The 24676-nt window shown below is 73.1% G+C and carries 25 protein-coding genes; 10 read left to right on the plus strand and 15 right to left on the minus strand.

Annotation, left to right across the window (positions count from 1 at the left end; translation table 11 throughout):
• Window positions 1-47 precede the first annotated feature (47 nt).
• The 4 genes from ABZ860_RS11055 to ABZ860_RS11070 form a co-directional block, all read right to left on the minus strand.
• Window positions 48-224 carry a hypothetical protein gene (locus tag ABZ860_RS11055; protein ID WP_156081201.1) on the minus strand — a complete coding sequence of 59 codons (177 nt, stop codon included), beginning with the start codon at window positions 222-224 and terminating at the stop codon, window positions 48-50.
• A gap of 104 nt (window positions 225-328) precedes the next feature.
• Window positions 329-1297 carry a 2,3,4,5-tetrahydropyridine-2,6-dicarboxylate N-succinyltransferase gene (gene dapD / locus ABZ860_RS11060; protein ID WP_357218187.1) on the minus strand — a complete coding sequence of 323 codons (969 nt, stop codon included), beginning with the start codon at window positions 1295-1297 and terminating at the stop codon, window positions 329-331.
• Window positions 1298-1316: 19 nt separating this feature from the next.
• Window positions 1317-1973, minus strand: a complete 657-nt coding sequence (locus ABZ860_RS11065) for a response regulator transcription factor (protein WP_357218190.1) — start codon at window positions 1971-1973, stop codon at window positions 1317-1319.
• A gap of 32 nt (window positions 1974-2005) precedes the next feature.
• Window positions 2006-3148 (minus strand): sensor histidine kinase, encoded by a 1143-nt coding sequence (locus ABZ860_RS11070; protein WP_357218192.1) that lies wholly within the window; start codon window positions 3146-3148, stop codon window positions 2006-2008.
• A gap of 148 nt (window positions 3149-3296) precedes the next feature.
• On the opposite strand from ABZ860_RS11070, the gene ABZ860_RS11075 reads away from it, so the two are divergent.
• The 6 genes from ABZ860_RS11075 to ABZ860_RS11100 all read left to right on the plus strand — a co-directional run bounded on the left by ABZ860_RS11075 (window position 3297) and on the right by ABZ860_RS11100 (window position 10371).
• Window positions 3297-3953 (plus strand): hypothetical protein, encoded by a 657-nt coding sequence (locus ABZ860_RS11075; RefSeq protein WP_357218195.1) that lies wholly within the window; start codon window positions 3297-3299, stop codon window positions 3951-3953.
• Window positions 3954-4061: 108 nt separating this feature from the next.
• Window positions 4062-5186, plus strand: coding sequence for an ergothioneine biosynthesis glutamate--cysteine ligase EgtA (gene egtA, locus ABZ860_RS11080; protein WP_357218197.1), 1125 nt, complete (start codon window positions 4062-4064; stop codon window positions 5184-5186).
• A complete protein-coding gene (gene egtB / locus ABZ860_RS11085) occupies window positions 5183-6493 on the plus strand; it encodes an ergothioneine biosynthesis protein EgtB (protein WP_357218199.1) in 1311 nt (436 codons plus the stop codon). The genes egtA and egtB overlap by 4 nt, the downstream gene beginning before the upstream one ends.
• Window positions 6494-6497: 4 nt before the next feature.
• Window positions 6498-7202: an ergothioneine biosynthesis protein EgtC gene (egtC, locus tag ABZ860_RS11090; RefSeq protein ID WP_357218202.1), complete on the plus strand. Its 705-nt coding sequence runs from the start codon at window positions 6498-6500 to the stop codon at window positions 7200-7202.
• Window positions 7203-7215: 13 nt separating this feature from the next.
• The gene (gene egtD, locus ABZ860_RS11095; protein ID WP_357218205.1) at window positions 7216-8205 is read left to right on the plus strand and encodes an L-histidine N(alpha)-methyltransferase; all 990 of its coding nucleotides are present in this window, start codon (window positions 7216-7218) and stop codon (window positions 8203-8205) included.
• A gap of 99 nt (window positions 8206-8304) precedes the next feature.
• A complete protein-coding gene (locus ABZ860_RS11100) occupies window positions 8305-10371 on the plus strand; it encodes a phosphocholine-specific phospholipase C (RefSeq protein ID WP_357218208.1) in 2067 nt (688 codons plus the stop codon).
• Here the strand turns inward: ABZ860_RS11100 and ABZ860_RS11105 are convergent.
• The 3 genes from ABZ860_RS11105 to ABZ860_RS11115 form a co-directional block, all read right to left on the minus strand.
• Window positions 10361-11770, minus strand: a complete 1410-nt coding sequence (locus ABZ860_RS11105) for a HAMP domain-containing sensor histidine kinase (RefSeq protein ID WP_357218211.1) — start codon at window positions 11768-11770, stop codon at window positions 10361-10363. The two genes, ABZ860_RS11100 and ABZ860_RS11105, sit on opposite strands and share 11 nt — an antisense overlap.
• Before the next feature lie 166 nt (window positions 11771-11936).
• Window positions 11937-14294, minus strand: a complete 2358-nt coding sequence (locus ABZ860_RS11110; RefSeq protein ID WP_357218213.1) for an ABC transporter permease — start codon at window positions 14292-14294, stop codon at window positions 11937-11939.
• Window positions 14288-15058: an ABC transporter ATP-binding protein gene (locus ABZ860_RS11115; protein WP_357218215.1), complete on the minus strand. Its 771-nt coding sequence runs from the start codon at window positions 15056-15058 to the stop codon at window positions 14288-14290. The genes ABZ860_RS11110 and ABZ860_RS11115 overlap by 7 nt, the downstream gene beginning before the upstream one ends.
• 124 nt (window positions 15059-15182) lie before the next feature.
• Between ABZ860_RS11115 and ABZ860_RS11120 the strand changes: the two genes are divergently transcribed.
• Together ABZ860_RS11120 and ABZ860_RS11125 are read left to right on the plus strand one after the other, a co-directional pair.
• The gene (locus ABZ860_RS11120; protein ID WP_357218218.1) at window positions 15183-16409 is read left to right on the plus strand and encodes a histidine kinase; all 1227 of its coding nucleotides are present in this window, start codon (window positions 15183-15185) and stop codon (window positions 16407-16409) included.
• On the plus strand, window positions 16397-17053 hold the full coding sequence (locus ABZ860_RS11125; protein ID WP_357218221.1) for a response regulator transcription factor: 657 nt from the start codon (window positions 16397-16399) through the stop codon (window positions 17051-17053). The genes ABZ860_RS11120 and ABZ860_RS11125 overlap by 13 nt, the downstream gene beginning before the upstream one ends.
• Window positions 17054-17087: 34 nt before the next feature.
• Here the strand turns inward: ABZ860_RS11125 and ABZ860_RS11130 are convergent, their stop codons facing one another.
• The 3 genes from ABZ860_RS11130 to ABZ860_RS11140 all read right to left on the minus strand — a co-directional run bounded on the left by ABZ860_RS11130 (window position 17088) and on the right by ABZ860_RS11140 (window position 19379).
• On the minus strand, window positions 17088-17486 hold the full coding sequence (locus ABZ860_RS11130) for a PPOX class F420-dependent oxidoreductase (protein ID WP_357218224.1): 399 nt from the start codon (window positions 17484-17486) through the stop codon (window positions 17088-17090).
• A 112-nt stretch (window positions 17487-17598) separates the two neighbouring features.
• Window positions 17599-18246: a response regulator transcription factor gene (locus ABZ860_RS11135; protein WP_357218226.1), complete on the minus strand. Its 648-nt coding sequence runs from the start codon at window positions 18244-18246 to the stop codon at window positions 17599-17601.
• Window positions 18243-19379 (minus strand): histidine kinase, encoded by a 1137-nt coding sequence (locus tag ABZ860_RS11140; RefSeq protein ID WP_357218229.1) that lies wholly within the window; start codon window positions 19377-19379, stop codon window positions 18243-18245. The genes ABZ860_RS11135 and ABZ860_RS11140 overlap by 4 nt, the downstream gene beginning before the upstream one ends.
• Window positions 19380-19489: 110 nt before the next feature.
• Between ABZ860_RS11140 and ABZ860_RS11145 the strand changes: the two genes are divergently transcribed.
• On the plus strand, window positions 19490-20590 hold the full coding sequence (locus ABZ860_RS11145) for an alpha/beta hydrolase (RefSeq protein WP_357218232.1): 1101 nt from the start codon (window positions 19490-19492) through the stop codon (window positions 20588-20590).
• Here the strand turns inward: ABZ860_RS11145 and ABZ860_RS11150 are convergent.
• Together ABZ860_RS11150 and ABZ860_RS11155 are read right to left on the minus strand one after the other, a co-directional pair.
• Window positions 20577-21110: a DUF6789 family protein gene (locus ABZ860_RS11150; protein WP_357218235.1), complete on the minus strand. Its 534-nt coding sequence runs from the start codon at window positions 21108-21110 to the stop codon at window positions 20577-20579. The genes ABZ860_RS11145 and ABZ860_RS11150 overlap by 14 nt on opposite strands.
• Before the next feature lie 164 nt (window positions 21111-21274).
• Entirely contained in the window at window positions 21275-21409 is a 135-nt protein-coding gene (locus ABZ860_RS11155; RefSeq protein WP_357218238.1) for a hypothetical protein, read from the minus strand.
• Window positions 21410-21455: 46 nt separating this feature from the next.
• Here ABZ860_RS11155 and ABZ860_RS11160 point away from each other — a divergent pair, with 46 nt between their 5' ends.
• Window positions 21456-21629 carry a hypothetical protein gene (locus ABZ860_RS11160; protein WP_357218240.1) on the plus strand — a complete coding sequence of 58 codons (174 nt, stop codon included), beginning with the start codon at window positions 21456-21458 and terminating at the stop codon, window positions 21627-21629.
• 257 nt (window positions 21630-21886) lie between these two features.
• Here the strand turns inward: ABZ860_RS11160 and ABZ860_RS11165 are convergent, their stop codons facing one another.
• The 3 genes from ABZ860_RS11165 to ABZ860_RS11175 form a co-directional block, all read right to left on the minus strand.
• Window positions 21887-22462: a nuclear transport factor 2 family protein gene (locus tag ABZ860_RS11165; RefSeq protein WP_357218243.1), complete on the minus strand. Its 576-nt coding sequence runs from the start codon at window positions 22460-22462 to the stop codon at window positions 21887-21889.
• A gap of 555 nt (window positions 22463-23017) precedes the next feature.
• Window positions 23018-23971 (minus strand): glycosyltransferase, encoded by a 954-nt coding sequence (locus ABZ860_RS11170; RefSeq protein ID WP_357218246.1) that lies wholly within the window; start codon window positions 23969-23971, stop codon window positions 23018-23020.
• Window positions 23972-24035: 64 nt separating this feature from the next.
• Window positions 24036-24614 (minus strand): HAD family hydrolase, encoded by a 579-nt coding sequence (locus ABZ860_RS11175; RefSeq protein WP_357218248.1) that lies wholly within the window; start codon window positions 24612-24614, stop codon window positions 24036-24038.
• Window positions 24615-24676 lie beyond the last annotated feature (62 nt).

Consider the following 24676-nt stretch of genomic DNA (forward strand, 5'->3'; position numbering starts at 1 on the left):
CGGGGCCCGCCCCTTTTTCCCGGTCCTGTTTCCGGCCATGGAGCCGGTCAGGAGTAGTGGTTCGACCTGCTGCTCCGGGTCAGCTTGAGCACGACCGACACGATCAGCGCGATCGCGCCGATGATCAGAACCCACTTCAGCGCGCCGAAGATGAGCCCGATGACGGAACCGAGAAGGAAGAACCCGACGATTACGGCTGCGGCGATGAGGAGAATGCGTCCCATGCCTTCACCGTACGGGCCGCCCTCCCGCCGTTCCCAGGGCCGAAGGCCAAGTTCAGGGCAGACTCAGGGTCATCTCAGGGTGGGGGAGGGGGCCCGCTCGGGCGTCAGTCGTTGGCGTGCAGCGCCGCGTTGAGCTCGATGCCCCTGCTGTCGCGGGACACCGCCTCGACCGCTCCGGACGTCGAGTTGCGGCGCAGCAGCAGGCCCGACTTGCCCGACAGCTCCCTCGCCTTCGCGACCGTCCCGTCGGGCAGCGTGACCTTGGTGCCCGCCGTGACGTACAGCCCGGCCTCCACCACGCAGTCGTCGCCGAGCGAGATGCCGATGCCGGAGTTCGCCCCGAGCAGGCAGCGCTCGCCGATCGAGATGACCTCCTTGCCGCCGCCGGACAGCGTCCCCATGATCGAGGCCCCGCCGCCCACGTCGGATCCGTCGCCCACGACGACCCCCGCCGAGATGCGGCCCTCCACCATGGATGCGCCGAGCGTGCCGGCGTTGTAGTTGACGAAGCCCTCGTGCATGACGGTGGTGCCGCTCGCCAGGTGCGCGCCGAGCCGTACGCGGTCGGCGTCGGCGACCCGCACCCCGGCCGGCAGCACGTAGTCGACCATCCGGGGGAACTTGTCCACGCCGTACACGGTCACCGGGCCCCGGGCCCGCAGGCGGAGCCGCACCTCCTCGAACCCCTCCACCTTGCACGGGCCGTGGTTGGTCCACACGACGTTGGCCAGCAGCCTGAAGATCCCGTCGAGGTTGAGCGCGCGCGGCCGGACCAGGCGGTGCGACAGCAGGTGCAGGCGCAGGTACACGTCGTGCGCGTCGGCGGGCGGAGCCGACAGGTCGGCGATGCCGGTGCGCACGGCCACGACCTCGACGCCCCGGGCGGGGTCGGGGCCGACCAGCTCCGCCATGCCCTCGCCGAGGTCCTCGCCCGCGATCGGCTCGGTGCCCACGGCCGGGGGCTCGCCCAGCGCCGGGAAGGGGAACCAGGTGTCCAGCACGGTGCCGTCCGCGGCGATCGTGGCGAGGCCGATGCCGTACGCACCCGAGGTGGTGGAGTCGATAGCTGTCATGTGCACCTACGCTACCGGCTTACGACGCGCCATCACCTGGGCGGACGACGCCCGACTCGTAGGCGTACCGGACGGCCTGGGCCCGGTCGCGCAGACCGAGCTTGGCCAGCAGGCGGTTCATGTGCGTGCTCACCGTCGCCTCGCTGATCGACAGCGTGCAGGCGATCTCGCCGTTCGACAGCCCCCGCGCCACCAGGCGCAGCACCTGCTCCTCCCGCGGGGTGAGTCCGGTCTCCGGCGGCGGCGCGGCGGGCTGCGCGCGGCGGTAGGCGTCGACGACCCGGCCCGTGACGGCGGGGTCGAGCAGCACCTCTCCCCGGGCGGCGCTGCGGATCGCGGCGAACAGGTGCTCGGGCGGCGAGACCTTCAGCAGGAAGCCGCTGACCCCGGTGTGCAGCGCCCGGTCGAGGTTCTCGTCGGTGTCGTAGGTCGTCAGCATGATCACGCGTGGCGGCTCGGGCGCGGACAGGATCCGCCGGGCCGCCTCCAGGCCGTCGAGCCGCGGCATCGCGATGTCGAGCAGCACGACGTCGGGCCGCAGGCTCCGGGCCAGCTCGACGGCGCGCTCGCCGTCGGACGCCTCGCCCAGCACGGCGAGGTCCTGCTGGGTGCCGATCACCAGCCGCAGCCCGGCCCGGATCATCGCCTGGTCGTCGGCGATCAGAATCCCGATCACACGCTCGTTCACAGCGTCTTTCGCAGTGTCTTTCACAGGGGCAGCACCGCCCGGACGCCGAACCCGCCCGAGGCGAGCGGCCCCGCGGTGAGCGTGCCGTGGAACAGCGCGGCCCGCTCCCGCATGCCGATCAGCCCGTGGCCGCCTTCCCGCCCGGCGCCGCGTGCCCGCGTCCGCGCCCGGCCCTGGCCCGGACCCAGGTCGACGATCTCCAGGTGGAGCTCCCCGGGGCGGTGGTCCACGGTGACCGTCGCCCGGGTCGGGCCGGCGTGCTTGAGCGCGTTGGTCAGCGCCTCCTGCACGATGCGGTAGGCCGACAGGTCGAGCCCGGCGGGCAGCGGCACCGGGTCTCCGCGCACCTCCAGGGTCACGTCGAGCCCCGCGGCCCTGACCTGGTCGAGCAGGTCGTCCAGCCGGTCGAGGCCGGACTGCGGGCCCGCGTCGGCCTGTGGCCCGCGCAGCAGGCCGAGCATCCGGCGCAGCTCGTCCACGGCGCCCCGGCCCGTCTCCTCGATCGACGCGAGCACCTGCCGCTCACGCTCCTGGTCTTCGCGCAGCATGAGCCGTACGCCGCCGGTCTGCATGGTCATCACGCTGACGCTGTGGGCGACGATGTCGTGCAGTTCGCGGGCGATGCGGGCGCGTTCCTCCGCCACGGCCTCGCGGGCCAGCAACTCGCCGCGTTCCGCCGCCTGGACGGCGAGCACGCGGTGACGGCGCACCGCCAGGCCGGCTCCGGCCGCGATCGCCGACATCACCACGGCCACGGCGACGTCGCCCCACCCCGCCTGAGGAGACGAGGTGGACATCATCGCGGCGACGTACGCGCAGCTCGCCGCCAGGCCGACGGCGGCCCGCACGCTGCGCGGCCGCACCTCCGACAGGAGGGTGAACAGCAGCACGAGCTCGGTGTAGAACTGCCAGGCCGACGCGGTCTGGGACTCCAGGATGAGCAGCGGGACGGTGACGGCGCAGTAGACGAACAGGATCGCGAACGGGGCGCGGCGCCGGAACAGCACCGCGACGGCGGCGGCGATCCCCCCGGCGATCCACAGGGGGAGATGGTCGCGGACCGGGCCCGTCGACCGCCCGCCGACCTCCTCGGCGATCGCGAACAGGCCCACGACCACCGCGACGAGCCAGTCGACGAGAGTGGGGGGACGGCGGTGGAGCATGACGCAGAGGGTAACGGTGCAGGGAGTAATGGTGCAGGGAGTAACGGTCGTCCTGAATGCACCGTTCCACAAATCCGCCTGGAGGCGGAGACGGCGTCAATGTGTGCTTTGACGACGCCGCGGGGGACCGCTCCGTACGGTCCTGCGCATGCTTACCAACGCGAACACCTTCCGCCGCGTCGCGGCGGGCACGAGCCTCATCCTCGCCCCGCTCTGCCTGCTCCTCGGCATGGCCGCCGATCCGTCCGAGCCCGGGGTCGACGATCCCCTCGCGTACGCGCACAACCCGGGCGCCGTGGGCGTCAGTGCGACGCTCCTCCACTACGCGTGGGTCCTGTGGGTGCCCGGCGTGATCGGCCTCGTCCACCTCGTACGCAAGAAAGGCGTGGTGCTCGCCAACATCGCGGGCGTGATCACGGTTCTCGGCCTCGTCAACTTCTCGGCGCTGATGATCTCGGACTTCTTCGACGTCGTGGCGTTCCAGATGCTGCCGGCGGACCAGGCGGAGAAGCTCATGCAGGACGCGGCTCAGCCCGCGATGATCATCGCCTGGCAGATGCCCGGCATGATCGGGTCGTTCCTCGGCCTCGTGCTCGTGGCCGTCGCGTACGCCTGGGGAGGCCGGGCCGGGTGGTGGTTCCCGGCCGGCGTGCTCGTCGGCATCCTTGTCTGGCTGTTCGGCGCGAGCGCGTGGAACCTCGTGCTCGGCCTCGGCGGCCCGGTCATCCTGCTGGTCGTCTTCGGAATCGTCGGCGTCTCCATGATCCGCATGCGCAACGAGGAGTGGGCGACCTCCGCCCCGTGACCTGTGTTAACGCACTGTTTCAGTGTTTTTCAGGTTGAGAGGGGAGATTACGGGGAAAGTTGACTCGGCACGACCGAGGCGCGTAAACATCGGTCCGATGGGGGGCGAATGACCGACGTGCAGAGGTACGCGCGGGACTGCTTCCGCGGGGTCACCTCCGACCGGTTGGGCGTCGAGCTGGAGTTCCTGGTCTTCGACGCGGACAACCCCGCGCTCCCCGTCCCCATCGCCCGGATCGCGGGCGCGCTCCCCGCGCTCCCCGGCGGCAGCCGGGTGACGTTCGAACCGGGCGGGCAGCTCGAACTGTCGGCCCCGCCGGACGTCCTGCCCGCCGCCGTCGCGAAGCTCACCGCCGACGTCGACGCCGTACGGCTCGCGCTCGCCCGGGCCGGGCTGCGGCTGGGCGGCCGCGGCCTGGACACCCTGCGCCCGCCCCTGCGGCAGTTACGAGAGCCCAGATACGAGGCCATGGCCGCCTTCCTGGAGCGGCCGCACGGCCTGACGATGATGTGCTCGACGGCGTCGATCCAGGTCAACCTGGACTTCGGCGAGGATCCCCGGGCCCGCTGGGAACGCGCTCACATGATCGGCCCGGTGATGGTGGCGGCCTTCGCCAACTCGCCCACCGGAGGGTGGGCCTCCGGCCGCCAGGCGGTGTGGGCCGGGCTCGACCCGAGCAGGACCGCGCCGGTCGCGCGGGGCGGCGACCCGGTGGACGACTGGGCGCGCTACCTCCTCGACGCCCGTCTCATGCTGGTCCGGGAGTCCGGCGGTCTCCTGCCGGTCCTCGACGGCTCGGCGTTCCGCGACTTCACCCGCGTGGCCGGGCGGCCCCCCGGCGAGGCCGACCTCGCCTACCACGCCACCACGCTCTTCCCGCCCGTACGGCCCCGGGGCTGGCTGGAGGTGCGCTACCTCGACGCGCAGGGGACCGGCGAGTGGCCCGTGTGCGTGGCCGTCGTCCACGCGCTCGTCACCGACGACCGGGCCGCCGGGATCGCTCTGGAGGCGGCCCGGCCGGTCGCCCACCGGTGGGCGGACGCCGCCCGCCTCGGTCTCGCCGACCCCGGCCTGCGCCGCTCCGCCTCGGCCTGCTTCCGCGCCGCCGCCGAGGCCCTGCCCCGCCTCGGGGCCGAGCCCTCGCTGGTCGCCCGGGTCCGCGCGTTCGCCTCTCGGCACATCGAATCCGGCCGATCGCCGGCCGCCGACCAGATGGAGGAGATGTTCGCGTGACCGATCTCGACGCCGTCCTGGGCAACGCCGGCCCGACCGGCCTTAAGGAGCGGATCGCGGCCGAGCTCGCCGCCGTACGCGAGCGGTCGCTCGCCTACACCGACGCCGACGACGACATGCTCGTGCGCCAGCACTCGCCCCTGATGTCGCCGCTGGTCTGGGACCTCGCCCATGTGGGGAACTACGAGGAGCTGTGGGTGCTGCGCGAGGTAGGCGGCATCGAGCCGATGCGCCCGGAGATCGACCCCCTCTACGACGCGTTCAAGTATCCGCGCAAGGACAGGCCGTCGCTCCCGCTGCTCGGCCCGGCCGAGGCCAGGAAGTACATCTCCGGCGTGCGCGGCCGGGTGCTCGACGTCCTCGACCGGGTGAACCTGACCGACCCCGATCCGCTGCGGGCGGGCGGCTACGTCTTCGGTCTGGTGCTGCAGCACGAGCACCAGCACGACGAGACCATGCTCGCCACGCTCCAGCTGTCCCGGCGGCCCGGCCTGGTCCGCGACGGGGAACTGCCGCCCGGCAGGCCCGCGGCCGAGCCCGAGGTCCACATCCCCGCCGGCGTCTTCACCATGGGCACCGACACCGTGGCCTGGGCGTACGACAACGAGCGGCCGGCCCACCGGCTGTACCTGCCGGGCTACTGGATCGACCGCCATCCCGTGACCAACGGGGCGTACATGGAGTTCGTCGAGGACGGCGGCTACCGCGACCCGCGCTGGTGGCTGCCGCAGGGCTGGGAGTGGGCCGAGCGCGGCGGCGTGGAGGCCCCGTTGTTCTGGACCCGCGACGGCGACACCTGGTGGCGGGTCCGGTTCGGCAGGGAGGAGCCCGTGCCGCCGGACGAGCCGGTGCAGCACGTCTCGTGGTACGAGGCCGACGCGTACGCCCGGTGGGCGGGCAAGCGCCTGCCGACCGAGGCCGAGTGGGAGAAGGCGTGCGGAGGCCGCACGTACCCCTGGGGCGAGGCGGATCCCGGCCATCTCGGGCGCTGGGCCAATCTCGGCCACCGCGCGGCCCGGCCCGCGCCCGCAGGGGCGTTCCCCGACGGCGCGAGTCCCTACGGCGTCGAGCAGCTCATCGGGGACGTGTGGGAGTGGACCGACTCCTGGTTCCAGCCCTATCCCGGCTACCGGTGCTTCCCCTACGAGGAGTACAGCAAGGTCTTCTTCGGGGAGACCTACCGGGTGCTGCGCGGCGGGTCCTGGGCCACCCATCCCTCCGCCGTCCGCACGACCTTCCGCAACTGGGACTACCCGATCCGGCGGCAGATCTTCGCCGGGTTCCGCTGCGCCCGCTCGGAGGACTGAAGGGATGTGCCGCCACGCGGCGTGGCTGGGCCCGGCGCGGTCCCTGACCACGTTGATCAGCGACCCCGAACACGGCCTGCTGCGCCAGTCGTACGCGCCGCGCCTGCAGAAGTACGGCACGGTGAACGCCGACGGGTTCGGCTTCGGCTGGTACGACGGCGGGTCACGGCCCGTGCGCTACCGCCGTACGGTGCCCATCTGGGCGGACGCCAACATGCCCGGCCTCGCCGCGGCGGCCCGCTCGTCCTGCCTGCTGGCGGCGGTGCGGTCGGCCACGGTCGGGATGCCGATCGAGGAGACGGCCACCGCGCCCTTCGCCGACGGGCCCTGGCTGCTCAGCCACAACGGCCGGGTCAGGCGCGAGGCCGTCAGGCCCCTCGCGGCCGACGCGGAGAGCATGTGCGACTCGGCGTGGCTCGCCGCGGCCGTGTTCACCCGGCTGCGGGACGGGCTGCCGCTCGCCGACGTCCTGCCCGCCGTCGTCCGCGCGGCCGCCGAGGGCGACCCGCAGGCCCGGCTCAACCTGCTCGTCACAGGAGGTTCCCACCTGGCCGCCGTCGCGTGGGGCGACACGTTGTTCATGCACCTGGAGGAGGGGGTGCTCGTCGCGAGCGAGCCGCTGGACGACCGGCCGGGCTGGCGGGCCGTGCCCGACCGGAGCCTGCTGCTCGCCTCCCCTGACGGCGTTTCGGTGACACCCATCGATTGAGAGGCGACCACCAATGAGCGTGACCGACCATCTCGGCGGCGACTACCTGCGCCAGGCTCTGGAGAACGACGTACGCGCCGGGCTCACCTCGTCGCCCAAGTGGCTGCCCCCCAAGTGGTTCTACGACGCCGCGGGCAGCGAGCTGTTCTCCCGCATCACGCGGCTGGCGGAGTACTACCCCACCCGGCGCGAGATGGAGATCCTGCGCCGCCGCGCCGTCGACGTCGCGGGCCTCAGCGGCGCCGACACGCTCGTCGAGCTGGGCTCGGGCACCAGCGAGAAGACCGTGCTCCTGCTCGACGCGCTGGCCAACGCGGGCACGCTGCGGGCCTACACGCCGGTCGACGTGGACGACGTCACGCTGGAGGCCGCGGCGGAGCGGCTCGCCGTGCGCTATCCCGGCCTGGACGTGCGACCGGTGCGGGCCGACTTCGAGCAGCACCTGGGGCTGCTGCCGAGGACCGGCAGGCGGCTGGTGGCCTTCCTGGGCGGCACGATCGGCAACCTCCCGCCCTCCACCCGGGAGGTGTTCCTCAAGGAACTGCGGGCCACGCTGCGGCCGGGCGACACCCTGCTGCTCGGCACCGACCTGGTGAAGGACAGGGGACGGCTGGTCGCGGCGTACGACGACCCGGGAGGCGTGACGGCCGCCTTCAACCGCAACGTGCTGCACGTGCTCAACCGGGAGCTCGACGCCGGCTTCGAGCCGGAGGCGTTCGAGCACGTCGCGCTGTGGGACGAGGACAACGACTGGATCGAGATGCGGCTGCGGGCCACCCGGCCCATGGAGGTCCCGATCCGGGCGCTCGGCCTCACGGTCGCCTTCGCCGAGGGGGAGGAGATGCGCACGGAGATCAGCGCCAAGTTCCGCAGGGAGGGCGTGCTCGACGAGCTGTCCCGGGCCGGGTTCGCGGTCTGCCGCTGGTACACCGACAGCGCCGCCGACTTCGCGGTGACCCTGGCCGCGGTGCCCGCGTCCGCAGGGAGGTTCGCCAACGCTTAACCGGACGTGCCGGAGGATGTCGTCGTCCTGCCACCGCGAGGCACTGGGATCGCCTCGCTACGGTCACCGAACTCGGGTGGCCACGGAGAAAGGACCACGATGTCCCAGGGTCTGTCCCGCCGCGGATTCCTCGCCGCCGGCGCCGGCGCCGCCGCCGCGTCGCTGCTGCCGTCCTCGGTGCACCGGGCGATGGCCATGCCGGTGCCGCGCGGTGGCCTGTCCGCGATCAAGCACGTCGTCTTCCTCATGCAGGAGAACCGGTCGTTCGACCACTACTTCGGCACGCTGCGGGGCGTGCGCGGCTACGGCGACCGCAACGCCGTCAGGCTGCCGGACGGCAGGCCGGTGTTCGAGCAGCCGGCCGGCGCGGGCCCGGTGCTGCCGTTCCCGGTGCGCGAGGCCGCCGACCTGGTGGGCAGGGACCTGCAGTGGATCTCGGCGCTCGCGCACGGCTGGAGCGACGGGCAGGCGGCCGCGGCGGACGGCTGGCACAACGGCTGGATCGCGGCCAAGAGCCCGGCCACCATGACGTACTACCGGCGTGAGGACATCCCGCTGCAGTACGAGCTGGCCGACACCTTCACGATCTGCGACCACTACTTCTGCTCGGTGCTGTCGTCCACCAGCCCGAACCGGAACTACCACGTGAGCGGGCACACCGGCTACGAGCCGGGGACGGCGAAGCGGGCGATCGACAACTCCGCCTACAGCGAGGACTCCCACGCGGGGTACACGTGGGCGAACGCCGGGGAGATCCTGGAGGCCGCCGGGCGATCCTGGAAGGTCTACCAGGAGTGGGACAACTATGAGGACAACAACCTCGAGTTCTTCGCGGAGTTCCGCAGGATCGCCCGCGAGGCGCTGCGCGGCGATTACCTGAGCATGGACTCCTTCTACTCCGCGCTGTTCCGGGCGCCGGAGGCGCAGCGGGAGCAGATGCTGGCGCGGCTGGAGGAGGGCGTGGCGGCGCTGACGCCCAAGGAGCGCTCGCTGTACGACCGGGCGCTGCGCCGCCTGCGGCCCGACACGCTCGCCGCCGAGTTCCGCGCCGACATCGAGGCCGGGCGGCTGCCCGAGGTCAGCTACCTCGTCCCTTCGGCGGCCGACTCCGAGCACCCCAGCGCGTCCTCGCCGATCCAGAGCGCGCAGATCACCTACGACATCCTCGACGCGATCGCCTCGAACCCCGAGGTGTGGCGGTCGACGGCGCTGTTCATCACCTACGACGAGAACGACGGCTTCTTCGACCACGTGCCGCCGCCGCGGCCCCCGGCGGAGCAGGCCGACGAGTTCTACGAGGGCAAGCCGATCGGGCTCGGCGTCCGGGTGCCGATGATCGTGGTCTCGCCGTGGACGATCGGCGGGCACGTCTGCTCGCAGATCTTCGACCACTCCTCCACGGTCCGCTTCCTGGAGACCTGGCTCGGGGTGCGCTTCCCCGACGTCTCCGCCTGGCGGCGCACCGTCTCGGGCGACCTCACCTCGGCGTTCGACTTCACCTCGGCCGGTCCCCGGCCCGCTCCCACGCAGCCGGGTCCGGTCCCGGCGTTCAGCGGCCGCTGGCGGCCCTCCCCGCCGGCCGACCAGCGCATGCCGGTCCAGGAGGAGGGCGTGCGCCCGGCGCGGCCCCTGCCGTACCAGCCGGACGCCTCGGTCACGCTCAGTGGGAAGACGCTGCGGCTGACGGTGGCCAACGACGGCACGCAGAGCGTGCACCTCGCGCTCTACCCGTACGCCGGGGAGCTGCCCGCGCCGCTCCACCTGGACGTGCGCGGCTCGGCCACCAGGCTCGTCCAGGTGCCGGGCGACCACTACGACCTGGTGCTCACCGGTCCGAACGGCTTCCGCCGCGAGTTCGGCGGCTCGCTCGCGGGCGGCGCGGCCGGGGTCGAAGTGTCGAGCACCGTCCACGGCGAGGAGCTGCGGCTGGACATCGAGATCGCCAACAACGGCCGTCAGGAGGTGCGCCTGCACGTCCGCGCGCTGGCCTACGACGACAGGGAGACGGAGGTCGTGCTGCGGCCGGGCGCGCGGCGGCACCTGCCCTGGCCCGCCCGGCGGGCGAGGGGCTGGTACGACGTCCGGATCTCCTGTGCGGACGACCCGTCCTTCAACCGCCGTCTCATGGGCCACATCGAGAACGGCCGGCCGAGCGTCACCGGCTGAGCGACCGCCCGCTGCCCGCGAGTGCGGAGCCCGCGGGCAGCGGCAGGCGCAGGACGAAGCGGGCGCCGCGCGGGGAGTCCTCGATCCGCAGCGTCCCGTGGTGCGCGTCCGCCGTGATGCGGCACAGGGCGAGGCCGAGGCCGGTGCCCTTGGGGTCGCGGCGGCGCCCGTCCTTGAGGCGGACGAACGGCTCGAAGACCCGCTCGCGGTCCTCGGGCGCGATGCCGTCGCCGTCGTCGAGCACGGTGACGACCGCCTCGTCCCCGGCCCGCCCGACCGTGACGTCGACCCTGCTGCACGCGTGGCGCTGGGCGTTGACCAGCAGGTTGGTCAGCACGCCGCACAGCTGGACCCGGTTGCCGAGGACGGTCACCTCGTCCTCGACCTCGACGTGCACGGGCACGCCGTCCGTGCGGGCGGCGGCCTCCTCCCGCACGAGCGCCACGAGGTCGACCGGCTCGGGCTCGGCCGTCGCGGCCGTGCGGACACGGGCGACCGTGAGCATCTCGTCGATGATCGCCTGGCACCGTTCGGTGGTCCGCACCGCCGTCCGGATCGTCTCGTACGGATCGGTCTCCTCGCGGTAGAGCAGGGCCTCCTCCAGTTGCGTACGCAGCCCGGCGAGCGGGGTCCGCAGCTCGTGGGAGACCATCGAGGCGAAGTGCCGCTGCTGGCGCACCGAGGAGTCGAGGCGTTCGAGGAAACTGTTGGAGGCCCGGGCGAGCTCGGCGATCTCGTCGCGCCCGGGCGGCTGGGGGACGCGCAGGCTCAGGTCGCGCACGCTGATCTCGGTCACCATCTCGCGAATCTCCTTGACCGGGCGCAGCGTGCGGCCCGCTGCGCGCCAGCTCGCCCAGGTCCATCCGGCGGTCATCAGCAGCACTCCGATCGCGATGAACAGTTCCAGCCGCCGCGTGGCCAGGAGTGCGGGCTCGGTCCTCCCCGCGTAGACGGCGTGCGGCTCGCCGTCCCAGAACAGCCGGGACTGCACCGGCAGGACCCGTACGGCGGTGAGCACGACGCAGCGGCCCCCGTCCGGGCACTCGATCCGGTACTGCAGCCGGTCCTGGTCGGTGGGGAAGGGGGAGGTCAGCGGGGCCCGGCCGCTCGCCGCCCGGCTGGCCGTGATCACCCGGTTGCGGGAGTCGACGAGCTGCACGAGATCGTCGCGCGTCGCGGGCGGCTGGGGGATGCCGTTGGGGCCCATCGAGGCGATCCAGTCGGTGGCCACCCGCTGGGTCTCCATGAAGAGATGGCTGTGGATCCGGTTGCGGACGGCGATGTCCAGGCCGAACCCGATCACCGTGAGGACGACGAGGGAGAGGACCGCGCTCATCACGGCGGTCCGCGCCTGGATCGAGCGCGGGCGTAAAAGGGAAGGCATCTGCCAGCCCGCCATGACCCCTCCGTTCGTGTCCGTAATGCAATGCTCAGGAAAAAAAGGTTAATAAGGGCCATCGGTATCCCAAAACCCCTGAACATGGTGGGCCGGAACCCTTGCGAGAACTTGACGTTCTCTTTGCCTGATCAGTCGTCCGCCCTGGTAAGCGGCTTAGGGAATGGTTTCAAGGGGAGGGAGAACGTCGAGTTGACGATGTTTTTCCTGTGAAAAATGTTGCCGTTCCGGCCGCGAGGACGAGACAGACGGCGACGACGGCCCCGACCGTGGGCCAGGGGACGACCAGCGGAACGGCCGCACCGGACTTCTGCGCCAGCCCGGCGCGCATTCCGAGCAACGCGGGAACGGCCACGGCGAGACCGAGCACGGTGCCGATCCCGGTGACGAGCGCCGCCTCGGCCGCGGCCGCCGCGGTCACCTGCCGCCGCGTCGCGCCGGACAGGCGCAGGACCGCGAACTCGCGTGCGCGTGCCGACGCCGCCATGACCTGCGTGTTGACGATCGCCAGGCCCGAGTAACCGGCCGAGACCCCGACCAGCAGGAGGGTGAACAGCCAGACGAGCCTGTCCTCCTCCGCCTGGTCACCGGCCGCGCGGTCGGCGACGCTCACCGTCTTCGCCCCCGGGAAGACCATCCCGGCCGGCCGGGACACGTACGCCTCGGGGGTCAGCGCCGAGGGGTCGTGCGCCCGGACCGTGTCCCTGGCGACCAGCACCTCCGCCGGCGCGCCGGACAGGACCGCCGTGATCCGCAGGCGCACGGTCGTGCCGTCCTCGAAGGTGAGCGGCACGACGTCTCCCCTCCGCCAGCCGTGGTCCCTGGCGACCCATTCCGCGACCGCCGCCTCGTCCCCGGCGAGGTGATCGTCGCCCAGCGCGCCGAGCGGCCGGTCGCCGTACACGGTGGTGGGCAGCGGGGCCGCGGGGGCCGCCGCCGCCGCGAGCGCCGCGTCCGACAGGCCGGGGGCGCCGTCGGGCACGAGCACCGCCGCCGCGGAGGTGCCGGCCGCCCGTCCCGCCGTGTACGCCGCGGCGGTCGTGCGCACCATGCCGGTGACGAGCACGGCGAAGCCCACCGTCAGCAGCACCGGGGCCGCCGTGGCGGCGGTGCGCCGCACGGCCGTCATCGCGCTCCGCCCGGCCAGCATGCCCACGGCCTGCCGGGAGATCGGCCATGCGAGGACGCGGACGAGCGGCGGGAGGACGACCGGCGCGAGCAGGGTGAGCCCGGCGATCAGCGCCATCGCGGCGAGCAGGACGTCGTTCACCAGGGCGTCCTCACTGGCGGAACCGCTCGCCGCCGCCAGCGCCAGGCCGCCCGCGACCGACACGACGCCCGCGATCCACCGCACGCGGGTCATCGGCGTGCCGCCCGCCGCGTGGTCGCGAAGCGCCTCCAGCGGGCGGACCCGGGCCGCCCGGCCCGAGGCGGACCACGCGCCGAGCAGGCCCGCCGCGATCCCGGCCGCGACCGCTCCGGCCACGGGCAGGGGGGCGAACCGCACGCCGAACGACTCGGGTTCGAAGCCCGCCGCGACGAGCACCCCGCCCACGGCGGGTGCGACGGCCGCGCCCAGCAGCGCCCCGGCCGCGGCGGCGACGGCTCCCACGGCGAGCGCCTCGCCGTACACGATCAGCCGCACCTGGCGCGGGGTCGCGCCGACCGCCCGCAGCAGGCCGAACTCCCGGCGCCGCTGGGTGACCCGGAACGCGAACGTGGAGGCCACCACGAACACCGACACGAACCCGCCGAGCAGCGCCATCGCGGTCAGCACCTGCATGCCGATCCAGCGGGTCCGCGCGTCGGCCGCCGGCTCGGCGGCCGCCCGGTCCGCCCCGGCGAGCACCTCCCCGGACCCGCCGGCGACGCCGAGCACGGCACGCCGCACGGCAGCCCCTACAGCGGCACGATCGGCACCCGGCCGGGTGAGCAGCCCGATGACGCGTACGCCGCCCCCGAGGCGCTCGGCCTCGCCGTCCGAGACGTACGGCCCGGGGCCGCCGGTGAGACCGCTGACCGTGTACGCCGCGGGTCCTCTGGCGGTCAGCAACGTGACGGGCGAGCCCGGCGCGAGCCCGAGCGCGCGGTCGAGCACCACCTCTCCGGCGCGGACGGGCGGCCTGCCCGCCACCAGCCGGTGCGGTGCCAGCGCCGCGGTGCTCCAGCCCCGTGCCTCGTGCCCGCCGGTCGCCCTGCCCCGGACGACGGCCTGGGCGTAGAAGGCGCGGTCGGGGACGGCCGCCGCGACGCCGGGCACCGACGTGAGCGCGCGGACCAGCGCCTGCGTCGTCTCCGGCGACCAGGGCCGGTTCTCGGCGAAGGCGTTGCCGTCCCCGGGCGCGCCGGGGGTGCGGACGAGCAGGGGCGCGGCGGCGTACCGCGCGGGCACACGCGGGCCCGCGGACGTGAGCAGCAGCGCGCTCGCGGTGAGGACCGCGGCGCCGAGGCAGAGCGCGACGAACGTGCCCGCGAGCCCGGTCCACCTTCCCCGGAGCAGGGAGAGGCTCAGGGAGAGGCTCAGCACGGCTCCTCCAGGAGGGCCATGCGGGCGGCGATCTCGGCGGCGCCCGACCGGCCCAGCTCTCCCGCGAGCCGGCCGTCGGCCAGCAGCACGACCCGGTCCGCGTACGCCGCGGCGGCGGGGTCGTGCGTGACCATGACGACGGTCTGCCCGCGGGCGTCGACCAGCGCGCGCAGGAGTTCCATGACCACGCGGGACGCGGCGCTGTCGAGCGCGCCGGTCGGCTCGTCGGCGAAGAGCACGGCGGGCCCGGTCCCTGCGGACCGGGTGACGAGGGTGCGGGCGATCGCCACCCGCTGCCGCTCGCCGCCGGAGAGCTCGGCGGGCCGGTGCCCGCCCCGCCGCTCCAGGCCGACCGCGGCGAGCGCGTCGCGCACCTCGTCAGGCCCCGGGCGGCGCCCGGCCAGGTGAAGGGGGAGCGCCACGTTCTCCTCGGCGGTGAGCGCGTCGACCAGGTTGTACTCCTGGAAGACGAAGCCGACCCGTTCCCGGCGCAGCAGGGTGAGCGCCTTCTCGCTCAGCGGGCCGAGGTCGGTGCCGCCGACCAGCACGGTCCCGGACGTCGGCCGGTCGAGCCCGGCGGCGCAGTGCAGCAGGGTGGACTTGCCGGAGCCCGAGGGCCCCATCACGGCGGTGAAGGTTCCCGGGTCGAAGCCGAGGGTGAGGCCGTCGAGAGCGGTCACCGCGCCGGGCCCGGTGCCGTACACCACGCGGACCGAGTCGAGCAGGACCGCCTGCCCGGGTGTCGGCGGCGCGGTTCGTGTCATGCCGGTTCGAGTCATGCCCCGAGCCAACCGGCGGCGGGCCCGCGCGGCACTGGCGCTGGGGCGAGAACCAGGGGTATCCCCAGCACTACCGACATCGGCCCGCCCAGCGGTTAACGTCGGTGCCGTGGCCGCTCCGACCCTCGCCCCCGCCGTCGCCTCTGTGACTTACGTGCCCAGGACCGCGCTGGACGCGCTCAGCGGGCCGCCCCAGCGCTTCCTGGCCTCGGTCTGGCCGTGGAGGTCGCTGGCGTACCTGCTGGCCGGGGTCGTCCCCGGCCTCGCGTTCGCCACCGTGCTGGTGCCGGTCCGCGCGGTGAGCGGTCCGGCAGCCGCACCGGTGTCCCTCGCGGTGGCCGCCGTGCTGCTGGTGCCCGTGGCCCGGTTCGAGCGGTGGCGGCTGCGCCTCGCGGACCGGCAGCCGATGCGCGGACTGCCGGGCGGCTGGTGGCCGGGGTGGCGGGAGGCGGGGCACGCCCTCGTGGCGATGGTCGCGCTCTGCTGGGTCGACCTGCTGGTGGTGGCGGCCGCGATCGCCGGGCCGGTGGTGCTGATCCTGTCCCCGGTCGTGCAGCCGACCGCACCGGAGGGCGAGGCCACGCTGGGGGAGACCTTCGTCGGCTCGGCCGTCGGGCTCCTGCTGGTGCCCGTCGCGGCGTACACGATCGCCGCCTGGGCGGGCGCCAGGGCGGCGATGGCGCGGGCGATGCTCGTTCCGCAGGAGGCCGAGATGCAGGAGATCACACGCTCCCGGGCGCGGCTGGTCGACGCCTTCGAGGCCGAGCGCCGCCGCATCGAGCGCGACCTGCACGACGGCGCGCAGCAGCGGCTCGTCGCGCTGTCGATGAAACTCGGCCTGGCCGGGCTCGACCTTCCGCCGGGCTCGCCCGCGGCCGTGCGGCTCGACGAGGCGCGCGAGCTGGCCGGGCAGGCGCTCGCGGAGCTGCGCGAGCTGATCCGCGGTGTGCATCCGCAGGTGCTCGCCGACCGCGGGCTGCCCGCCGCCGTTCGCGACGTGGCCGGCAGGTCGCCGGTGCCCGCGCGGGTGGACGTCGAGCTGGACCGGCGGCTGCCCGAGCGGGTGGAGGCGGCGGCCTACTACGTCGCCTGCGAGGCGCTGGCGAACGTGGCCAAGCACAGCGGGGCAGGCTCCTGCGCGGTGCGCGGCCGGCTGCGCAGGGGCAGGCTCGTGCTGGAGATCGCCGACGACGGGCGCGGGGGAGCGGACCCGGCACGCGGCACCGGCCTGACCGGGCTCGCCGACCGGGTGGCCGCCGCCGGCGGCACGCTGACCGTCGAGAGCCCGTGCGGCGGTCCGACCACGGTGAAGGCGGAGATCCCGTGCACGTGGTGATCGCCGAAGACTCGGTGCTGCTCAGGGAGGGCCTCGCCGGCCTGCTCGAACGGTTCGGGCACAACGTCGTCGCGGCCGTCGGCGACGCCCCCGCGCTGATCGCGGCGGTCGCCGAGCAGAACCCGGACATCGTGGTCGCCGACGTGCGCATGCCGCCCGGCTTCAGCGACGAGGGGCTGCGGGCCGTGCTGGAGCTGCGGGCGGCGCGGCCGGCCCTCGCGGTGCTGGTGCTCAGCCAGTACGTCGAGCAGACCTACGCCGCCGAACTGCTCGACCAGACCCGCTCCTCGGGCGGGGGCGGCGTCGGCTACCTGCTGAAGGACCGGATCGGCGACGTCACGCAGTTCGCCGACGCGGTGACGACGGTCGCGGGCGGCGGCACGGTGATCGACGCCGAGGTCGTCCGGCAGTTGCTGCGCGGGCGCCGCGACCCGCTGGCCCGGCTCACCCCGCGCGAGCGCGAGGTGCTCGCCCTGATCGCCGAGGGACGGTCGAACGCCGCGATCGCCCGCGCGCTGTTCGTCTCCGAGGCGGCCGTCGCCAAGCACATCGCGAGCATCCTGGCCAAGCTCGACCTGCCCCCGGACGCCGACGACCACCGCCGGGTGCTGGCCGTGCTCGCCTACCTGCGCGCCGCCGTGTGAGCGGGTCCTCGCCGCCGATCCGGAGAGCGCCCGGTCAGCGACCGGCGCTGGAGACGACCTTCTCGGGAACGACGCGCACGGTGATGCGCTGCTCTCCCGGCTGCCGGTAGGGGTAGGCGTCCACCCCGAGGTACTTCTTCGCCAGGCCGTCGATGACCGCGTCCGCGCCTTCGAGCTCCAGCTCGGCGGTGCCCGAGACGCTGACGAAGCGGAAGGCGTTTTCCGGGTCGAGCACGCTGACCGACACCCGGGGGTCGTTGCGCAGGTGCCGCTCCTTCGCCCGACCCACGGCGGTGTTGAAGATCACCTCGTCTCCGTCGACGTCGACCCAGACCACGGTGTTGTGCAGCGATCCGTCCGGCCGGACGGTCGTCACCCAGGCGTGGACCGGCTCCTTCAGCAGGGCTACGGCGTTCTCATCGAGCTTGCTCATCTGCTCCTCCTCGTTTCGTCGGCGCTGACCCCGGATCGAGACCCGACAGGGCAAGACCACATTCTCCCCCCACGGCGGAGCGGGACGAGCTTCCGGGGAGAGCCGGACGGTGTCACACGAGGTCGGCGTCGTGGACGAGGATCGCCGCCTGCACCCTGTTGGCCAGGCCCAGCTTGGCGAGCAGCCGGCTCACGTGCGCTTTCACCGTCGGCTCCGACAGCTTCAGCTCCCGTCCGATCTCGGCGTTCGACAGGCCGCGTGCCAGGGCCCTGACCACGTCCTCCTCCCTGGCCGTGAGCGCGGCGAGCCGCTCGCGCGCGGCCTCGGCACGCGAGGGCGCCTTGTGGACGAACGAGCCGATGAGCCTCTTCAGGACGGCGGGGGAGAGCATCGCGTTCCCCGCGGCGACCGTGCGGACCGCGGCGATCAGCTCGCGCGGCGGGGTGTCCTTGAGCAGGAACCCCACGGCGCCGAGACGCAGCGCCTCGTGGACGTACTCGTCCAGGTCGAAGGTGGTCAGCATGACCACCTTCGGGGCGCCGGCGGCGCGCAGCAGCCGCCCCGCGGCGGTCAGGCCGTCCATGCCGGGCATCCGGACGTCCATGAGCACGACCTCAGGCCTGAGCCGGGCGGCCGCGCCGATCGCCTCCTCGCCGTCGCGTGCCTCGCCCACGATCGCGATGTCGCCCGCCGACTCCAGGATCATCCGCAGCCCCGACCTCACCAGCGCCTCGTCGTCGACGAGCAGTACGCGGATCATGCGGCGGGAATCCTCGCCAGCACCTGGAAACCCCCTCCGTGCGGGCCGGCTTCCAGGGCGCCTCCGAGCAGTTCGACGCGCTCGCGCAGGCCGACCAGTCCCCAGCCGGATCCGGGGAGCCCCTCGCCCGCGGGGGACGGCGCGTTGCGGACGACGACCTCCAGCTCGGCGGGCAGGTAGCGGACGACCACGTCGGTCTCGGCGCCGTCCGCGTGCTTGTGCACGTTGGTCAGCGCCTCCTGGACCACCCGGTAGGCGGTCCGTTCCGCCGATTGCCCGAGCGGGCGGGCCCGGCCCTCGTCATGCCGGTTGACCACGAGGCCGAGGGCGCGAGACTGCTCCAGCAGCCGGTCGAGGTCGGCCAGCGTGGGCTGCGGGTCGCGGGAGGCGTCCGGCGAGCGCAGGACGCCGAGCACCTCGCGCAGATTGCGCAGCGCCTCCCTGCCGACGCCGCTGATCAGAGCGGCCGCCTGGGCCGTACGCTCGTCCGGCGCGCTCACCTCCAGCGCCCCGGCGTGCAGGACCATCAGCGACACCCGGTGCGCGACCACGTCGTGCATCTCCCGCGCGATGCGGGCGCGTTCCTGGGCGCGTGCCTGCTCCGCGCGCAGGACCTGCTCCCGCAGCAGCTGTCCGGCCTGCTCGCGCATGGCGTCGAGCACCTGCCGCCTGGCGCGGCTCCACAACCCGGCCACCAGCGGAAGCCCGACCAGCGCGCCGCCCAGGATGAGCACGTTGGGCGAGGAGCCCATCGCCAGCGCCCGTTGGCCGCCGCTCAGCCAGGAGACGACTCCGCCCAGCGCCCACACGGCGGACGCGCCGGCCGCGTAGAGCCACAGCGCCTGACGACGCCCCAGGTGCAGGCCCGCGTAGTAGGAGGCGACGACCACCGGCGGCCACACGGCCAGCCAGACGTAGGCGACGGCCGCCACCACGGTCACCGGCCACGCCGAGCGCCTGGCGACGACCGCGGCTCCCGCCGAGGCCGCGGCGACCGCCAGGGCCACCGGGGCGGGCACCGTCGTCGCCACGCCGGCCCAGCCCGACGCGGAGCCCGCGCAGAGCACGAACACCGCGCTCCCGAGCACCCACGGCAGGGCCCGATCCAGGATGCCCGCACCGGTAGAGGTCATGGTCAGAGGCTATTGGGGCGACCGGCTGAGCGACCCCCTACGAAAGTCGCGCACGCCGCGCGACCTTCGCAGGGGACGGTGCGGCAGCGCCGCCCGGCAGGGTGACGGGCATGAAGAACGTGCTCATCGCCGGCGTGATCGCGCTGGCTCCCGTCACCGGCGGCACTCCCGCCCCCACGCCGGCTCTGCCCGCGCCGACCGGGCACCACGCGGTCGGACGGTCGGACGTCCACCTGGTCGACTCCCACCGGCCCGACCCCTGGGTGGACGGCAGACCACGTGAACTGATGGTCTCCCTCTGGTATCCGGCCAAGAAGACGAAGGGCAGGGCCGCGCCGTACGTCACCCCGCAGGAATCGGCGCTGATCCTCAAGGGATTCCCCCAGCTGGAGGATCTCCCGCCGGACACGCTCACGAAGACGAAGACGCATGCCCGCGCCGGCGCGCCCGCGCTCGCGAAGGGGGGTGGATGGCCGCTGGTGGTCATGTCGCCCGGCATGACCATGCCACGGGCCACGCTGACCTCGCTGGCCGAGGAGTTCGCGAGCCGGGGCTACGTGGTGGCGGGCATCGAGCACACCTACGAGTCGGTCGCCACGACGTTCCCCGACGGCAGGACCGTCACGTTCCAGGCCGGTGCGGGCGGCCAGACCCCGGAGCTGGGGGAGAAGGTCGCCCGGGTGCGCGCGGCGGACACGACCTTCGTGCTGGACGAGCTGGAGCGGGACAGGCATTGGAACCGGCTGATCGACGAGAGCAGGATCGCGATGGTCGGGCACTCGGTCGGCGGCCAGAGCGCGGCCCACCTGCTGCCCGTGAGCGACCGCGTCAAGGCCGCGGTCAACCTGGACGGCTCCTACAACCCCGACACCCCTGCCGCGCCCGTCACCAAACCGTTCATGATGATCGGCAACCCCCGGCAGCAGCCGGTGACCAGCGGGCAGCCGAAGTCATGGGACCTGTTCTGGCCCCACGTCACCGGCACGTGGAAGCGCTGGCTCACCGTCACCGGCGCGGAGCACGTGAGCTTCGTCGACTACGCGGTGCTCGCGCCGCAGCTCGGCATGCCGGCGTTCCCGATCGGCGGTGAGCGCTCCCTGCGGATCACCCGGGAGTACGTCGCCGCCTTCCTCGACACGCACCTGAAGGGCAAGCGGCGGCCCCTGCTCGACGGGCCGTCGGCGGACTATCCGGAAGTCAGGTTCTGGTAGCCGCGACCGGTTCGGGAGTGGGGACGGCGGGGCGCCGGACCGCCTCCCGCAGCCGGGGGGCGAGCTCGGCGGTCAGCGGAGCCTTCTCGGTCCGCAGCCGGTTGAGCGCGACGGCGAGCGAGGTGCCCCACAGCAGGTGTCCCGCCAGCAACGCGGCCTGGCGTCCCACGCGGTCCTTCGGGACGGGCGGGTACGCGCCGATACTCGGCGCCAGGCCCTGGTAGCCGAAGTACCACACCAGCAACCCGTACGCCGTGCCGATCGGAACGGGCACCCGCTGCCCGGCCGACAGCAGGCCGAGCACCGAGCCGCAGGAGGAGCCGAACGCGAAGTGCGCGATCGTCCCGAGCACGTTCTCGCCCTTCTTGGGCTTGTCGCGCCCGGAAAGGGTCATCCGCGCGAACCGCCGCGGCGGCGGCTCCTCCAGCAGGCCGGCCCTGTCCGCCGCCATCAGCATCGCGCTGTACACGGCCGTCGCGAGCGCGCCGCCGACGGCGCCGTTCACCAGGTTGCGCATCATGAGGAGCCTTTTCCCACCCGGGCCGGATCACCTGCCCTCGTGGTGCTCCGTTCTCGGTAAACAATCAAGGTAGGCCGAGCTCCCGGTATGCCTCGTGTGGTTCGGTCGCGTGCGGGGGCCCGCCGTGCCTCCAGCCTCGGCGGCCGGTCCCCTCTCTGTGGCTGTCACACACGCGGCAGGCAGTCGGTCTGACCGGTGGCGAAGACGTTCTGGCCGACCATGTCCAGACGGGCGCTCGCTCGCACGCATCCCATGCCGGTGAGGAGCAGGTTGCCGTAGGCGGAGTCGATGTGACCCATCTTCCACAGATTCGTCGTGTTGTCGGCCGGGCGGACACCTTCGACGGTGAGCTGGCCGACCGTGGTGTCGTCGGGATCGGGGTTGAGCCCTGGCGTGGGGTCGAACCAGGGCCAGGCTCCGGCGCAACGCTACAGCGGGTGGGTCACGGGGACGTACTACAACCTGACCACCGGCCAGTGCTGGTGGGGGATCGACGGCTACCACTACGAAGTTCGGTAGACGAGGCTGACGCGCTGCGGGCTGAGCAGGTCGCGCTCCTGGGCGGCCGGTCTCGGCCCCGCACCGTGGCAACCCGGCGGTTCGCGCATGTGCACCTCCACGTCGGAGCACGGTCGCTGCACGACGCCGTCAGGTCAGGGCGAGGGGCTGCGCATTCCACCGGAGCGGAATCTGCACGAGCCGTTGCTATAGCCGGGAAGGGCCTGGCGGTCCGCAGACGCGACGCCGGGCGCTTGCAGCGCGCCTCGCGGGGACGGTCACCGGCCGGTGAGCCTGCGGAGAAGCCGGCGGATGGGTCCGGAGCGCGACTCGGCTCGGGTCCCCTGATCCTGCGGATCGGCGGCGGGCACGGGTTCGGCCCCCCGATCAGAGGCGCCGACGTGGACCGGAGCGGCCGTGGAGCCGGGCTCGGTCTGTACGAGCCGGCAGCCCAACGACATGTACGCATGCAACTGGTCGTAGTAGATGCGTCCCGTGGCGAACCTGCCGTCTTCCACCGTCCACATCCCGCACCCCGTCCAGGAGATGGGGCGGCCGGTGCCGGGGATCTCGGTGCCGTCCGGGAGCAGCATCACTCCCGTCTGGTTCCCCGACGTGACCCATTCGACGGCGATGGTGTCACCGTGGACCAGCATCGTGGTGACCTTGGTCGTCAGGTCGGGCACGATGGAGAAGAACTGGCCGAAATACCACTCGATCTGTTCGTGCCCCTCGACCATGCCGACGGGGGTCACGAGAACGGCGTCCGGGTGGAAGCAGTCCAGAAGACGCCTACTGTCGTGCGCGCAGAGTGCCGCCGCGAAAGCGTCATGGATTTCCCGAGGATCGGGCATGGCTCCCCCCTGCCACCCTGCAGCAGGCTAACCCCCGACGGATACCGCCCTGTCTCATGGAGGGGTAAGGCCTTCCCCAGGAAGACATCGCCAGCGCGACCGCATGACCTCGGGATCCCCCGAAGTCCGGACGCGAGCACGTAGGGCCCACGAGAAGCTTGATCAGACCAGGGGCTGAGGATGCGCTGCGATACGGCAAGGGACCTACTGTTCATTGGCGGACGGAGCGTGCCGGGCCACTGTCTCCTCCGGCTGCTGCCTGAACTGTCCGCATGGCAGGTGGACACGGTCGTCTTCGAATCGCGGCGGGAGCAGGACGCCGGCGACAGGGCGATCTTGACGAGTCTCCGTAGATCTGGGCAGGTCGCCGCTGATATGGCTGTTGTTTGGCCGCGAGCCAGTTCCGACGCGGCGCTGTGGACGGCAGACGTGATCGCGGCGTATCCGTATGCTGCCGGTCCGTCGTCAAGCCGGGTGCGGGGCTCGCGCACGGCCCGCGGACGAGAGCCACCGAGGCGACAGAGCCCGTCGTCACGGTGGCTCAGGCGGAACAGATCATCGCGAAACGATCGAGTCGAGCAGGGTGTCCCAGTCGGCGAGGAAGCGGTCGAGGTTGTAGCGGGCCAGCGCGGCCGCGCGGGCGGCCTTGCCCGCCTGTACGGCGAGCTCGGGCTCGCCGGCGAACCGGTCGAGCGCGCGCAGCAGCGTGGGCAGCTTGGTGGAGACGACCCCCGCCTCCGGCGGCACCGCCTCCACGGCCTCGGTGGTGGCGAGCGCGACGACCGGCATGCCGATCATCATGGCCTCGATCAGCGACAGGCCGAGCGAGGTCCAGCGGTAGGGGTGCAGGTAGACCCGGCGCCGGGCCAGCTCGGCGTGCATGGCGGCCTGCGGCAGGTCCTCGAACACCTCCATCTCCCCGGTCAGGCCGAGCTTGGACGGCAGGTTCGTGACCTTCATGCCGAACACGTCGAGTGGAGCCGTCGCGGCGAACGTGGGCAGCAGGTCGGTGCCCGCCACGCGCCAGCGCCTGATCGGCTCGTTGACGACCACGCCGGCCCGGGCGAGCTCGCCCGTGTAGAGGTAGCCGGGGTCGACGACCCCATGCTCGATGACGTGGGTGGGGGCGCGGCCAGAGTCCCAGAACAGGTCGTTGAAGTGGGTGACGTGGACGATCGGGACGTCGTCGCGGTCGGCCAGCGGATGACGGGTCTTGGGCACGTCCCCCGCGGGCGTGTTGTGCTCGACGTAGACGCCCGGCACGTCGCGCCCCAGCCATTCGCGGGCCAGGCCGAGCTCGTGCGGCCTCTGATAGACGACCAGGTCGATGTCCTCCCCGGCCAGCCGGTCGTACGGGACCTCCCGCACGGCGTCGGGCCAGGGATAGGTGTCGGCACGGCCCCGTCCGTCGGGACCGCGGTCGGGGGTGAGCGGCACGAGATAGTCGTGGCGCCCGTGCACGAAAGATGTGGTCCACGAACCGTGGACATGCCAGACCATGATCTTCATCGCGTCGCTCCCCGTCCGTCGTTCTGCCGACCTCGGAACACCGTGCCCTCCGCCCGCGGGCGCCTCACCCCCCTGCCCTGGTCACACCCTCTTCATCCTCAGCTGTGAGCTGAATTCCCCCGAGCACCAGATCGAGCGCCGCGGCGAGGTCGGGCGCCACCTCCGGGGCGGCCGCCACCTCCTCCGGCAGCGTCACCGGGGTCGGCACGAGGATGCCCCGGGCGCCGGCGGCGCGAGCCGCCTCCACGTCCCGGCCGATGTCGCCGACCACCACGCAGTCCTCCGCGCGGACGCCGAGCCGCCGTGCCGCGCGCAGCACGAGACCGGGCGCGGGCTTGCGGCAGTCGCAGCGGTCGCCGTCGTCGTGCGGGCAGATCTCCCACACGTCGAAGGGGCCGAGCAGCGCGTCCACGCGGTCGTTCACGGCGCGCAGGGCCTCCGGGGCGATCAGGCCCTTGGCGACCCCGGACTGGTTGGTCACGATCCCGACCAGAATGCCTTCCGCGCGCAGCCGGTCGAGCGCCTCCCGGGCCCCGGCCACGGGCTCCACGCGCTCGGGATCACTGTTGTAAGGAACGTCGTGAACGAGCGTTCCGTCACGGTCGAAAAGCACCGCGGCGGGTGGACGGGCGGCCTGTGGCACGAGCAACCTCCTGCGCGAATCGCCCGCCGGGCTACCCGGGGGACAGGTCGGCAAACACCGCC

Origin of the sequence: Microbispora sp. NPDC046973, assembly GCF_040644495.1 — a bacterium.
Taxonomy (GTDB): Bacteria; Actinomycetota; Actinomycetes; order Streptosporangiales; family Streptosporangiaceae; genus Microbispora.